Source organism: Paracnuella aquatica, from assembly GCF_003332885.2.
Lineage (GTDB): Bacteria > Bacteroidota > Bacteroidia > Chitinophagales > Chitinophagaceae > Flavisolibacter > Flavisolibacter aquaticus.
Map to the genome: position 1 here is coordinate 327544 of NZ_QOWJ01000002.1, position 14577 is coordinate 342120.

General features: G+C 52.2%; 11 protein-coding genes. 7 read left to right on the forward strand and 4 right to left on the reverse strand.

Features of this window, described 5'->3' with window-relative positions; all coding sequences use genetic code 11:
• Positions 1-93 precede the first annotated feature (93 nt).
• From paaA to DRJ53_RS06215, 5 genes are all read left to right on the forward strand, one after another.
• Positions 94-1041, forward strand: coding sequence for a 1,2-phenylacetyl-CoA epoxidase subunit PaaA (gene paaA, locus DRJ53_RS06195; RefSeq protein ID WP_114234780.1), 948 nt, complete (start codon positions 94-96; stop codon positions 1039-1041).
• Between the two features lie 88 nt (positions 1042-1129).
• Positions 1130-1549, forward strand: coding sequence for a 1,2-phenylacetyl-CoA epoxidase subunit PaaB (paaB, locus tag DRJ53_RS21655; RefSeq protein ID WP_114234721.1), 420 nt, complete (start codon positions 1130-1132; stop codon positions 1547-1549).
• Positions 1550-1607: 58 nt separating this feature from the next.
• A complete protein-coding gene (gene paaC, locus DRJ53_RS06205; protein WP_114234722.1) occupies positions 1608-2429 on the forward strand; it encodes a 1,2-phenylacetyl-CoA epoxidase subunit PaaC in 822 nt (273 codons plus the stop codon).
• A gap of 13 nt (positions 2430-2442) precedes the next feature.
• The gene (paaD, locus tag DRJ53_RS06210; protein ID WP_114234723.1) at positions 2443-2967 is read left to right on the forward strand and encodes a 1,2-phenylacetyl-CoA epoxidase subunit PaaD; all 525 of its coding nucleotides are present in this window, start codon (positions 2443-2445) and stop codon (positions 2965-2967) included.
• Between the two features lie 90 nt (positions 2968-3057).
• Entirely contained in the window at positions 3058-3669 is a 612-nt protein-coding gene (locus DRJ53_RS06215; protein ID WP_114234724.1) for a ribonuclease HII, read from the forward strand.
• Positions 3670-4318: 649 nt separating this feature from the next.
• Here the strand turns inward: DRJ53_RS06215 and DRJ53_RS06220 are convergent.
• The 4 genes from DRJ53_RS06220 to ligA form a co-directional block, all read right to left on the reverse strand.
• Positions 4319-4927: an L-threonylcarbamoyladenylate synthase gene (locus DRJ53_RS06220; protein WP_114234781.1), complete on the reverse strand. Its 609-nt coding sequence runs from the start codon at positions 4925-4927 to the stop codon at positions 4319-4321.
• 111 nt (positions 4928-5038) lie between these two features.
• Positions 5039-5452, reverse strand: a complete 414-nt coding sequence (locus DRJ53_RS06225; RefSeq protein WP_114234725.1) for a response regulator — start codon at positions 5450-5452, stop codon at positions 5039-5041.
• A 123-nt stretch (positions 5453-5575) separates the two neighbouring features.
• Positions 5576-8011, reverse strand: a complete 2436-nt coding sequence (locus DRJ53_RS06230) for a TonB-dependent receptor (RefSeq protein WP_114234782.1) — start codon at positions 8009-8011, stop codon at positions 5576-5578.
• 474 nt (positions 8012-8485) lie between these two features.
• A complete protein-coding gene (gene ligA / locus DRJ53_RS06235) occupies positions 8486-10597 on the reverse strand; it encodes an NAD-dependent DNA ligase LigA (RefSeq protein ID WP_114234726.1) in 2112 nt (703 codons plus the stop codon).
• Between the two features lie 234 nt (positions 10598-10831).
• Here ligA and DRJ53_RS06240 point away from each other — a divergent pair, with 234 nt between their 5' ends.
• Both DRJ53_RS06240 and DRJ53_RS06245 read left to right on the forward strand, forming a co-directional pair.
• Entirely contained in the window at positions 10832-13720 is a 2889-nt protein-coding gene (locus DRJ53_RS06240) for an alpha-amylase family glycosyl hydrolase (protein WP_114234727.1), read from the forward strand.
• A 2-nt stretch (positions 13721-13722) separates the two neighbouring features.
• Entirely contained in the window at positions 13723-14457 is a 735-nt protein-coding gene (locus DRJ53_RS06245; protein ID WP_114234728.1) for an NUDIX hydrolase, read from the forward strand.
• Positions 14458-14577: the final 120 nt, after the last annotated feature.

Sequence of the window (14577 nt, forward strand, 5' to 3'; positions counted from 1 at the left end):
GCCGGCTACATAAAAATTGCTGCAATCAACTTTACCATACCCTTGCCAACCATCAGGCCCCTATTTTGTACATTTGGTGACAAACGATTGCACATGCTTGTACCCCCACCCGAACAACTTTTCCAGGAAAAGATTGATGCGGAAATCCGCATTGAGCCCAAAGACTGGATGCCGGAAAAGTACCGCCAAACGCTCATCCGCCAGATCTCGCAACATGCACACAGCGAAATTGTGGGCATGCTGCCCGAAGGCAACTGGATCAGCCGGGCACCTTCGCTAAAGCGCAAACAAATTTTACTGGCCAAAGTGCAGGACGAAGCCGGCCATGGGCTGTACCTGTACAGCGCTGCCGAAACCCTCGGCATTAGCCGCGATGAAATGATTGAGCAGCTGCACAGCGGCAAGGCCAAATATTCTTCCATTTTCAATTATCCCACGCTTACCTGGGCCGATATGGGCGCCATTGGCTGGCTGGTAGATGGCGCTGCCATCATGAACCAGGTGCCGCTTTGCCGTGCATCGTACGGTCCGTATAGCCGCGCCATGATACGGGTGTGTAAAGAAGAAAGCTTTCACCAGCGGCAGGGTTTTGAAAGCCTGCTGGTGCTGTGCCAGGGCACGCCGGAGCAAAAAGCCATGGCGCAGGATGCCCTGAACCGCTGGTGGTGGCCCAGCCTGATGATGTTTGGCCCGCACGACAGCGACAGCACCAACACGGAGGCCAGCATGAAGTGGAAGATCAAACGGTTTTCGAACGACGAGCTGCGCCAGCGTTTTGTGGACATGATTGCTGAGCAGGCTAAAGTGCTAGGTCTTACCCTGCCCGACCCCGACCTGAAATGGAATGAAGAACGCAAGCATTATGATTTTGGTAAAATAGACTGGGCTGAGTTTTGGCAGGTGGTGAGCGGAAATGGTCCTTGCAATAAGGAGCGGTTGGATGCACGCCGCAATGCTTGGGATGAGGGTGCCTGGGTACGGGATGCCGCCGTGGCGCATGCAAGGAAAAGGGCGGAGCGAAAAAGCTTGCAAGCTGCGTGAGTTTTTTGAACCACAAAGGCACGAAGAAGGGAAGGAGCACAAAGAATTTGCTGCGTTTGAGTAAGTAGCTACAAGTAAAACAGCAACAATGAACCAATCAATAATCAAATACTATTACGGCGATTACGACGCCATCAAAGGCGGAGGTGATATGCCGAACGTATCAGATAAAAACAGCCAGAGTGGAGGTTTCCAAAACGCCCTCTCCACCGGGGAGGGCCGGGGTGGGGCCGAGTGGCCGCTTTGGGAAGTGTTCATCCGCAGCAAGCAGGGCCTCGATCATAAACATGTGGGCTCGCTGCATGCCGCCGATGCGCAAATGGCTATTGAAAATGCCCGTGATGTATACACCCGCCGACTTGAAGGGGTGAGCATTTGGGTGGTGGAAAGCCGGCACATACATGCATCGAACCCCGATGATGCAGAAAGCTTTTATGAACCGGCCAACGATAAAGTATACCGGCATCCAACATTTTACGACCTGCCCGATGAAGTGGGCCATATGTGATCGCGGATTGCCAGATTTCGTTTGGATCATTGGATTTGGAACTATTTAAACGTTACGCTTGGCAAATTATACGCATTTTTCTTACCTGTTGCACCTGGCCGATAATGTCCTCATACTGGGCCAGCGCAATGCAGAGTGGACCGGCCACGGGCCGGCATTGGAGCAGGATATTGCCCTTACCAATATTTCGCTGGACCTGGTTGGCCAGGCCCGCAACCTGTATGCACATGCGGCGGCCTTGTACAATGAAATGGATAGTGGTGCAAAAGCATTAGTTGATCATTTGTTGCCCCGGCCATGGAAAGCTTTTGGCCGCGAACTGCAGGAAGATGACCTTGCTTTTTTGCGCGATGAACGCCAGTACCTCAATCTGCTGATCACCGAATTGCCAAAGGGCGATTGGGCATTTACCATTTTACGTCAGTGCTTTTTTAGCGCTTATCAAAAAGAGCTGTACAACCAACTGCTGCAATGCAACGATTACCAACTGGCAGGCATAGCCGAAAAATCGTTGAAGGAAGTGGCTTATCACCTGCGCTGGAGCTCGGAGTGGGTGATCCGGTTGGGTGATGGTACTGATGAAAGCAACCGCCGCATCAATAATGCAATGCAGGAACTATGGCCCTTTACCGGCGAACTCTTTACCAAAACTGGCCTTGAAACGGATGCAGCACAAGCAGGCATTGTTGTGCACTTGCAGGGCATCAAAGACCAGTGGCTGCAAACTGTGAACGCGGTGTTTGAACAGGCAGGCCTGACCGTTCCGCAAACAACACCCTTTCAACAGGGCGGCAAGGAAGGAAAACATACGGAACATATGGGTTACCTGCTGGCCGAAATGCAATTTTTGCAACGGGCTTATCCCAATGCAGCATGGTAGCAAATGAGTGCACATGAATTTTTTATCACACGATATAAAAGCAGTTGATGCGGCCCAGATTTGGCCGATACTTGAGGAAGTAAAAGACCCAGAAGTGCCGGTGCTTTCCATCATTGATTTGGGTATTGTGCGGGATGTGGTATTGGAAAACACGGAAGTGGGCCAGACGATCCGCATCGTGATCACACCCACTTATTCGGGCTGTCCTGCAATGGAAACCATCAGTATGGACATTCGGCTAAAACTGATTGAACGAGGTTTTCGAAACGTGCATATTACTCAACAACTTTCACCCGCATGGACCACCGACTGGATGAGCGAACGGGGAAAGGAAAAATTAAAAGCATTTGGCATTGCGCCACCCCATTACAAGCCGCAGGTGTGCAACATGGATTTATTTTCCGATGAAACAATTCAATGCCCACGCTGCAACTCATATCGCACCGAATTGATTTCACAGTTTGGCTCTACAGCCTGCAAAGCGCTGTATCGCTGCAACGATTGCAGCGAAGCGTTTGATTATTTTAAATGCCATTGAGCAAGTAAAAATTTAAAAATAAAAAGGCAAAAAGGGTCAACCAATTCAAATCACATTTTTGATTTTTGAATTTTTACTTTTGACTTCAAAATGCTGCAACCCTATTTCCAAACCACCCTTACCGAAGCCGGATGCGATGAAGCGGGCCGCGGTTGCCTGGCCGGACCGGTGTTTGCGGCGGCTGTTATTTTACCCCAGAACTTTTACCACCCGCTGCTCAATGATTCCAAACAGTTGAGTGAAAAGGATCGCTACACCTTGCGGCCCATCATCGAACAGCAGGCCATTGCCTGGGCCGTTGCCAGCCTCGATCATGAGCAAATTGATGCGATCAATATTTTAAAAGCTTCGTTTAAATGCATGCACCTAGCGGTGGAGCAGTTGCAGACCAAGCCCGGCCTATTGCTTATTGACGGCAACCGGTTTACACCTTACCCGTTTATTCCGCACCAATGTATTGTGGGCGGCGATGGCAAATATGCATCCATTGCGGCGGCATCGGTGTTGGCTAAAACTTACCGCGACGATTTTATGAACGGCCTGCACGAACAATTTCCGCAATATGGCTGGAGAAAAAATAAAGGCTATGCCACCAAAGACCACCGGCAGGCACTAAACCTGCATGGGCCCTGTACTTACCACCGCCGTTCGTTCCGGCTCGATTACGCCACTACTGAACCATTGCCTAAAGATGGTTGTTAAAATTTTGATACGAAGCAGCGGAAAGCAGTGGATGTGTTGTCTATCATTTTGCTGCACATCACACGATCTGCTGTAAAAGAATGGTTGAAGGTTAACAAAGGCACCGCTCATGTTGGGCGGTGTTTTTGTGACCAGTGATTTGTGTGGTGAAGAAAGATTTTTATGATTGATGCTGCAGGTGGTGGTTCCGTGCATTACGTTGTGAAAGGCTTTGATCAGTCACCGTCGGTTGCTTATCAGTGCGGCAAAACTTGTATCGATTTTTGGGCGTAGCCCAATCCTGTTGGTAGTAAAACAATCATCATCATTTTCAATTTTACCGTTGTTCGTAGATCAACCCTGTAACCGGAAGATGCTGTGTAAAAATTGGGCACAGGTTTGGGCTACGCCCAAAATAATTTAATTGTAAATGCTTTGCTACCAACAGGTGTGGACTATGTCCACTACGTTATTTTATGATGATCACCGTTTAAAAATATATTCTTCACCTTTTGCTGGCCTGGCTTACCAACTCATAATTCATCATTTCTCATTCATAATTTTCTGCCGCCGGCTGTTCCCTTCTTCATTCAATATTCCTTGTTCCTTGTTCGATATTCTTACCAAACTTCATCATTCGTCTGTTCCTTGATCCTCTGTTCGCCATTCCTTACCCATTCCATTCGCCTGCGCCCAGCCGTATTAGCTCCGGTTCATCCGAGGTAAAATCCACCACAGTCGAAGGCACAATGCCGCCAATGCCGCCGTCAATCACCAGGTCCACCAGGTTGCCAAACTTATCATGAATGATCTCCGGGTCGGTGTATTCCTCCACGTATTCACCTGGCAGTGAGGCGCTCAATATGGGGTTGCCGAGTTCCTCCACAATGCAGCGGGCAATGGCATTATCCGGCACACGGATACCCACCGTGTCTTTGCGGGTTTTCAGCATTTTGGGCACCTGTTTGCTGGCTCCCAAAATAAACGTGTAAGGCCCCGGCAAGTACTGCTTCAGGGTGCGGTATACCGGCGTACCCAATTGCTTGGCATAGCCGCTCAGGTGGCTCAGGTCGTGGCACACAAAAGAAAGCTGCGCTTTGTTGGGGTCCACACCTTTGATGCGGCAAATGCGCTCCACCGCTTTTTGCTGTTGAATATCGCAGCCCAGGCCATAAATAGTATCGGTGGGGTAAATAATAACGCCGCCCGACCGCAGCACATCGGCTATCTGGCGCAGCAGGCGAGGCTGCGGGTTTTGTGGGTGCACATGTATGAGCATGAGGGTAATTTTCAAGTAAGCAATTGGATGGACAAAGATGCATATAAAACAACCGGCAGCTCGCTAGCCAATAATCAACACACTTACAACAAGCCGCCGGCGCTAAGGCATTTATTTACCGGTAGCTTTTTGCCGGCACATATTGATAAACGTGCTGGCCAGGTGCTGTAAATCATCGAACGAAACGGGCTTGGTAAAAAACCGTGCATTCCACTGCTTGGCCAGCTCCGCATCCGCATCGCGACAAGATGTGGTAAACACAGCCACCGGCAAGTGGCTGGTGGCATCCGACCGGCGAATACTTTGCAGCGCCTCCCAGCCGTCCATTACCGGCATGTTGATGTCGAGCAGAACCAGGCAAGGTTCCTGCCCGCCGGCACACAGCCGGTCGAGGCACGAAAGGGCACTGCCGCCATCGGTAACATGCACCAGGTTGATCTGGTCGGCAAACGGGGCAAACGCCTGCTCCACAATGTAGAGGTCATCCAGGTCGTCTTCTGCGTATAAAATGGTTGATTTAGCCATAAAAAAAGCGCAGGCTGTGCTGCGCAGTTTTTAAGGAAAATGGTGTGCCACTTTCTGCACTTGCTTGAAAATGAACCCTCAAACAAGCAAAATGGTGTTTAAATAAAATTGTCCGTTGCCGTTTTAAAACGCAATAATAAACCCGAACGTAGGCGTGATGTTACCGTCATCTTCGCGCAGCAGCAGCGGCACTGCATTGCTGCCATCGGGTTTTACCGCGGTACCATCGGTGGTTACAAATGCGGTGTTGTCGGCATTTCGGGTAAATGTAAAACGCGGGTACGATGGCTGCACGGCGCGGTAAAAATTACTCAGGTCCAGGAACAGGTCCAGCGTCCAGTTCGGAAAATTCCATTTTTTGTCGATGCGGATATCGGCCGCGTGGAATGCTTTCAGGCGCAGCGTATTTAGTTGCGCATAATCGAGCAGTCCCGAGCCCAGTGACAGGTAGTTGCGCTGCGAAGCCACCAAATCGAACGGGGTGTACGGCACGCCGCCCTGGTAGCGGAAGCGCAGGCCCAGCTCCCAGTTGCGCGGCAGCTTGTAGCCCAGCGTGGTGCTCAGCAGGTGTGTGTTTTCCCAGGCACTGGGTACAAACACACCGTTGCGGCCGCTGTACAGGCTTTTGAAATACGTGTAGCTGATGATGCCAAAAAACTGCTTAGTCAGCTTTTGCTGCGCAAAAAATTCAAAACCATACGCCTTGCCTTTACCATTCGTTTCCACGGCTTCATTACCCAGCACGCCAAAATCGCCACCCAGGTTGGCCAGCGAAATGCCATCGCGGATGGAAACGGGCACATTTGCGTAGCGCTTATAAAAACCTTCCAGCGTAATGCGGGTGGCATCGGTGGGCAAAAATTCGATGCCGGTTACGTAGTGGTCGCTGCGTGTATAATCGGCGCCTTTATTTACCAGGTTGCCGTTGTTATCGGCAAAGCCCAGAACGGTGTACGGCGCAATGCGGTAGTAGCGGCCCACCGACGAGTTCCAGGTCCATTTGTCGGCCAGCACATAGCTCAGCGCCACCCGTGGCGAAAAAGTGCGCAGCGGGTTGGCGCCATTGGTGGTAAACGTGTTGCCATCGGCCCGAACACCCATGCTGATGCCTACACGGTCGTCGAACAGGCGGCGGCCTGCTTGCGCAAATACACCGTAGCGCAAAAACGGCTTGATGGGCGAAGTGAAATTGGCCGTTTGCTCAGGCTGCACCAGGTTACCGCTTTCATCATAAAGTGCTTTGCGGAAACGGCTAAATGTATTGTTTTGAAAATCGGCCACCTGTGCCACGCCACCCCAAGACCATTTCCAGGCGCCGATGGTTTTGTTCCAGTCGTAGCGCAGCTTGGTTTCGGCCTCCTGCGACCGCACCCTCAGGTTGCGCTCCGATTCAATGGGGTTGCGGTTGTTTTCAAACTGGTCGAGGCTGTTGTTTAACGTGTTGCGGCTAAGGGCCAGGTTCCAGAATCCGTTATTGATCTGGCGGCGCAGCGTGGCGCCCACCGTGTAGCTCCATTGCTCAATATTGGGGTTGGAGTTGATGACATATAGTTTTTCCGGCGTAGCCTCACGGGGAGCCGCAAACGAAAATTCATCAATGGCGCCAACACCCAGGAAAGTAAGCGTGGTTTTGGGATCGATGCGGTGCGTGATCTTTGCCTGGAAATCCCAATAGTTGGGCCTGATGGGCAAATCAATGGCTTTAAAAAGGAACTGCAGGTACGACCGGCGTGCCGATGCAAGAAAAGTTGTTTTTTCCTGCTTAATCGGCCCTTCCAGCGTAGCGGCCAACTCGGTGGCACTGAGGCGGAAATTGCCCTGCACCCGGCGCGGGTTTCCGTTTATCTGCCTGAACTGAAACACCGAAGACAGCGCATTATCGTAGCGGGCATCAAAGGCCGAAGTGCTCAGTTTTACATCTTCAATAAACGATACGTTGAGGATGCCTGTTGGGCCGCCGCCGCTGCCTTGTGTGGCAAAGTGGTTGATGTTGGGAATTTCAATGCCATCGAGGTAAAATACGTTTTCGTTGGGTGCACCACCGCGGATGATGATATCGTTTCTAAACCCGCCCACCGAACCCGATGTACCGCCCACCCCGGGCAGGGTTTGGATCACCCGGCTGATGTCGAAGTTGCCGCCGGGGTTACTCCGGATCTCTTCGGCGGTGAGCCGCTGAATGCTCAGCGGGCTTTCCAGCGTGGCGGCTCTTGCCGTACGGCGGTTACTCCGCACCGTTACACCCGTTAGTTCGGTAGCTGCACTTTCCAGTTCCACGGTTACTTCAATTTCGTTGCCCGATGTAACCACCAGGTTGAACAGGCTTTGCGGCCGGTAACCCACGGCTGTGGCCGTAAGGCCGTAGCTGCCCACCGGCAGTTGGATGCGAAAACGACCAAGGCTGTCGGTAACGGCGCCGGGGCCGCCGTTAATTTGTACCGATGCGCCGGTGAGCGGCTGCAAGGTGTTTTTATTCACTACCGAACCACGAAGTATGCCTTCGGTTTGTGCGTGGAGCAACAAGGGAAATAGAAACAGGATAAGTAAAAAAGACCTCATGGTATTCATTTGCTGAACAATGCAACAATGCTGTGCTGTAAAAGTTGAACAGGAAAAAGGAAACAGCCTTTATTTAACCAAGTTAATGCCTAACTGTACGGCCGCAAATTTAAGAAGACCGGTTTGGTTGTGTGGCGTGGTAGGGGTTGAGATGTGTCAGGTGAGCTGTTTAGAATATGCGAGTAATGTACAGCGTGAGAAAAAATGACGTCTAGGCTTAGTGCCTTTTGTTCGATGCATTATTTATAAAACAATATTGTATTTCATGCTGAATAACGATTTGCAGCACTTCACCACAGTAGTACAAAAGTTACATCAGGGAACCGCCCCGCAATCAGGCTGTCATTGATTGCGGGCCCCTTTATTGTTACTTTTTTGGGCAAACAAAAAAGTAAAACAACAGCTATGCGTACAACTGTATTTTCTTAACTGCATGCATAGCTGTTAGGCTTGCATTTTATATTAAAAAGGGCATTACGATTCTACAGCCGCAGCCCCACTCTGCACCATGTTCAAAAACTCGTCTTCCGAAATAATGCGGATGCTGCTGATCTTTTTTGCTTTTTCCAGTTTGCTGCCGGCATCTTCACCCACCACCAGGTAATTGAGTTTGCTGCTCACCCCCGAAACAATGGCGCCACCGCCGGCTTCCACCATGGCTTCGGCGTCACTGCGCTTGAGGCGGGCCAGCGTGCCGGTAAACAAGAATGTTTGTCCCTGCAGGTTGCCGCCAATGGTAGCGTGTGTTTTCTTTTCATTTTTCAGGGACAATCCAAGTGCTTCCAGTTCTTTCAGCAGCGCAATATTATCGTCGTTGCAAAAAAACTGCTGTACACTGGAGGCCACTTTGGGGCCCACATCTTCCAGTGCCAGCAGTTGCTCCTCGCTAAAGCCACACAGGTCGAGCAGGTGATTGATGGAATGTGCTAAAGTCTTGGCCCCGGTTTCGCCCACAAAGCGAACGCCGAGGGCAAAAATGAGCCGGTGCAACGGCTGGCTTTTCGATTTTTCAATGGCGGTACGCAGGTTGTCGATCGACTTTTTGCCAAAGCCTTCCAGCGTGCTTATTTTTTCATAATCAAGCCGGTAGATGTCGGTAATGGAGCGCAGCCAGCCCAGGTCGTAAAACTTTTTGATGTTGGCATCGCCCAAGCCACGGATGTCCATGGCGTCTTTCGAGGCAAAATGCATCAGGCGCTCCAGCACCTGTTCGGGGCAGGCCAGGTTGGTACAGCGCCAGGCCGCTTCTTCGGCGGCGCGGTACAGCTCATCGCCACAGGCAGGGCAATGCGTGGGAAACTGGATGGGCTGTTCGGTGCCGTCGCGCAGCTCGTGCAGCGATTTTACAATATATGGGATCACATCGCCGGCACGTTCCACCAGCACGGTGTCGCCTATGCGCAGGTCTTTTTCGCGGATCACATCTTCGTTGAACAGGGAAACCGAGCCCACCATCACGCCACCGATGGCGACCGGTTGTATTTTGGCCACGGGCCCAATGTTGCCGGTGCGGCCCACCTGGTACTCTACCCGCAGTAGCTTGCTGGTGGCCTGGCGGGCTTTAAACTTATACGCAATAGCCCAGCGGGGGTGGTGCGTGGTCATGCCCAGTTTATCGTGCAGGGCAAACTCGTTTACCTTGATCACCATGCCGTCGATTTCGTAGGGCAGGTCATCACGTTTTACCTCAAATTCATTGCAGTAATCTACAACGGCCTGGATGCCACGGAGCACTTTCAGTTCCTTAACCGGGCTGCGGAAGCCTTGCTCCCAAAGCATTTCCAAGGCTGCGGAATGCGTAAGCGGCTCCTTTGCATTGGGGCCGGTAGTGGTGTAATATGAGATCTGGTAGGTAAATGCCTCCAGCCTGCGGCGGCGCACTTCCAGCGGGTCTTTAATACGAAGTGAGCCAGCCGCGGCGTTGCGTGGATTGGCCAGCGGCTGAATGCCTTGTTCCACCAGCGCTTCGTTGAACAGCTGGAAATTTTGCTTGTTGATCAGCACCTCGCCGCGGATCTCCACGTTGTTCAGGCCATATTTCGAAAAATCGGCGTTGAGCGGAATGGTGCGGATCTGGCGCACATTTGGGGTAATATCATCACCTTGAACGCCATCGCCGCGGGTGGCGCCGCGCACCAGTTTGTCGCCTTCGTACACCAGCGATAGCGATGCCCCGTCGAACTTGGGCTCCACGCAGTATTCAATCTCCGAAAGGCCTGTGCTTTCCCGCACTTTGCGGTCAAAATCAAACAGTTCTTCGCTGTTGTACGAGTTGTCCAGCGACAGCATCGGCACCAAGTGGGCCACCGTTGGAAATTCTTTGGTCAAACCCTTCGCCACCCGCTGCGTAGGCGAGTCGGGCACAATGAGGTCGGGGTTTTCCTCTTCCAGCTTTTCCAGCGATTTATATAAGGTGTCGTATTCAAAATCAGAAACCAGCGGATCGGCCAGCACATAATAACGGTACTCGTGAAAACGCAGCACGGAGCGGAGTAGATCGATATCGGCCACCTCGATGCCGCCGGTCTGGGCGGCTTGCAGCAATCGGTTGGTTTGGTCCTGTATGGCGTGGAGTTGGGAGGTCATAAGGCCTCAAAAATAAGCAGTGCAAGATGCTGCGGGAGGAAAAAATCGGAATAAGAGTGTGGTCGGCGCAACTGGCTTTTTGAAAAATTGGAAATGGGAAATAGGAGGGGTGCAGCAAAATAGATCAAGGTTCTGTTCATCATTTTCGTTGCCGAAAGGCTGGAGGGAAAAATCTTTTTCCTTTCCTAATGTGTTTTAAGTACATAACCTATCTTTAGCGTTTCAAAGAGTTTTATGAAACGATTGCTGCTGCTGTTGGCCCTGTTTGCCTGTACCCTTTCCCATGCCCAGTTGCTCCGGTGGAGCCCCCCATTTATAAAAGAGGCCGATGCGGCCCAAGCCCTCACCATTACCCTTGATGCTGCAAAAGGAAATAAAGGCCTGCTGAACCATGCGGCCGGCGATGTATACGTGCACATTGGGGTCATCACCTCGCTGAGCAGCGGTGCCAGCGACTGGAAATATTCAAAATTTGCCTGGGCTACTACACCTGCCGAAGCCAAAGCGACAACAGCCGGGGCGGGCAAATGGACCTACACCATCAACGGAAGCCTGCGGAGTTTTTTCGGCATCACCAACACAACAGAAACCATTCAAAAAATTGCCATCCTGTTCCGCAGCGGCAACGGCAATGCAAAGCAAGCGAACAGCGACGGCAGCGATATGTATATCCCGGTTTCGGATGGTTCGCTGGCAGTGCGCATTACAGATCCCTACTCCGAGCCGCGTTATGTGCCCCAACTGGAGCAGCAAACTTGGAAGCTCAACTCCACGTTTACTTTGGCGGCTGCAGCTTCGCGGCCGGCGAATCTGGCGCTCTATCATAATGGAGCCAAAATCAGTGCGGCCAGTAATGCCACCGAAATAAGTGTTGATGCCTCGGTAGTGGCGGAAGGCCAGCAGGTGCTGGTAGCCGAAGCGGTGGAGGCCGGCGTTACCCGCCGCGATACGGTGCGGGTGTTTGTGGCACCAACCGCCCTACCCACGGCGGCACTGCCGGCCGGTGTGCGGGATGGCATCAATTACGAGCCCGGCGATACATCGGCAACGCTGGTGTTGTTTGCCCCCGGCAAATCCACGGTTTCCGTTTTGGGCGATTTCAACGGATGGGCGCCCGATGTGAAATACATCATGAACAAAACCCCCGATGGGCAACGGTTTTGGCTGCGCCTTACCGGCCTGGCACCCGGCACCGAATACGCCTATCAGTACCTGGTAGATAACACCCTGCGCATTGCCGATTACTACACCGAAAAAGTGCTGGACCCCTGGAACGACCAATATATTTCCGCAACAACCTATCCCGGACTGAAAGCTTACCCAACGGGCAAAACCACCGGCATTGTAAGCGTGCTGCAAACCCGCAAGCCGGCCTACAACTGGGCGGTGCAAAATTTTACCCGGCCCGATAAACGCAGCCTCGTTATTTACGAACTGCACCTCCGCGATTTTGTAGCGGCCCACGACTGGAACACGCTGGTAGACACCATTTCCTACCTCAAACGGTTAGGTGTAAACGCAATTGAGCTCATGCCGTTCAACGAGTTTGAAGGCAACAATTCCTGGGGCTACAACAGCTCGTTTTATTTTGCCCCCGATAAATACTACGGTACCGCCAACAGCCTCAAACGTTTTGTTGATTCGGCGCATGCCAATGGCATGGCAGTGATCATGGACATGGTGCTGAACCACTCGTTTGGCCAAAGCCCCATGGTGCAACTGTATGCCAACAGCAACGGTGAGCCTACGGAAGCAAACCCCTGGTTCAATGCCGACCAGAACCCATCGGAAGCGGGCTACCAGGGCAAGCACCCTTTTGGCGTGGGTTACGATTTTAACCACGATGCTGCACCGGTGCGCTATTTTACGGGCCGTGTGGTGGAGCATTGGCTGCGGGAGTACAAACTGGATGGTTTTCGGTTCGACCTGTCGAAAGGTTTTACCCAAAAATATACCGGCAACGATGTGGGCGCCTGGAGTGCTTACGATGCCGACCGGGTGGCGCTGTGGAAAGGATATTACGATACGGTGCAGCAAAAATCGGCCAGCGCATACGTGATCCTCGAGCACCTGTCGGAAAATAAAGAGGAGCGGGAACTGGCCGATTACGGCATGATGTTCTGGGGCAATATGAGCCACAACTACCAGGAGGCGGCCATGGGATATTTGCAAAACTCCAACCTGGAAGGCGGCCTGCACACGGCCCGCACATGGAGCAAGCCACACCTCATTACTTATATGGAAAGCCACGACGAAGAACGCATTGTGTATAAAAACGTGGCTTTTGGCAACAGCGCCGGCGCCTATAATGTAAAAAGCCTGCCCGTGGCGCTGAAGCGCATGGAGTTGAACGCAGCCTTTTTGCTGACGCAGCCCGGCCCGAAAATGATCTGGCAGTTTGGCGAACTGGGTTACGATGGAAGCATCAACCGCTGCGAAGACGGCACCATTAAAGACGATTGCCGCACGGCGCCCAAACCCATTCGCTGGGAATATTACTCCGATGCGGCCCGCAGGTCGGTGTATGATGTGTATGCAAAAATGATCGGCCTCCGGATGCACCCGTCTTTCAGGCAGGCGTTTATGGGCGGGCTATTTGAGTCGGGTCTGGGTGGCGGTTTCAAATGGCAGCAATTGCTTACGGACAGTTCCAAAGTAGTGACAGTAGGTAATTTCGACGTGGCGCCCCTTTCGGGTTCCGTGAGCTTTCCCGGTGGCGGCACCTGGTACAACCTGTTGGATGGAACGCCGCTGCAGGCCACCGGCCAGGCGCAAAACTTTACGCTGCAGCCCGGCGAATACCGTGTTTATATAAACCGCAACCTGAACGGGGCGGCACCGCCTCCTCCGGTAGCGGTAACCAATTTCGATATGGTTGCCTTTCCCAACCCGGCAGTGGGCGATGTACAGGTAAAGGTCAGCAACCCTGAGGCGGGCCGTGTTACCGTTCGCCTGTACAATGCCATGGGGCAGTGGGTAGCCACCCTGCAGGATGGGGTGCTGGCAAAGGGCACACATGTACTTACCTTTAACCGCAGCGGGTTAGCTGCCAACAGCGGCATGTATTACCTGAAGGCCGTTTCCAATACTGGTTCCAAAACTGTAGACCTTTTATTTCATTGATCATGACCGAACAAAAGCTGGCACAAATGAAAAATGCAGCCCTTGAAAAAAGCAGCCACCTCGAGTATTTTAATATTGCCATCTCGGTCGACTGCGTCATTTTTGGTTACGAGGAAAAACAATTGAAAGTACTGCTCATCAAGTCGGATCTGGAGGAGTTTGAAGGCATGTGGTCGCTGCTCGGCGACCTGGTGCGCCCCGACGAAGACCTCGAAGCGGCCTCTTACCGTGTGCTGCAGGAGCGTACCGGCCTCGACAACCTGTACCTGGAGCAGGTGTACACTTTTGGCGCCACCGGCCGCCACCCATCCGGCCGCGTTATTACCACCGCTTATTACTCCCTTATCGATATCAACCGCTACAAACTGCGCACCTCCGGCAACGGCCTGCACTGGCAACCGGTGCACGGGCTGGAAAGCATGGCGTTTGACCACCGCCTGATTGTGGACACCTGCCTCAAACGCCTGCAGGATGCTGTGATGGAACACCCGGTGGTGTTCAACCTGCTGCCCGAAAAGTTTTCGCTGCGCGAACTGCAGGATGTGTACGAAGCTATTTTGGGCGTGGAGTTGGACCGCCGCAACTTCCGCAAACGCATCAGCCTCAAGGGCTGGCTCGAGGATTTAAATGAAATGGAATCCGACGTGCCACACCGTCCGGGCAAGGTGTATGGCCTGAAAAACGACTTCCGCAGCCATGGGAAAAAGGGTGCCCATGCCCCCCAACCCATTGTGTGACAATCCCTTTTTAAGTCTGGAAAAAAATAAAGATCAAAATCATAAAGGGCATTTCAAAATTGTCCTAAATTGTGTCCTTAATACACGATGTTAACGTGTCTTTAACACACATATCGTGTT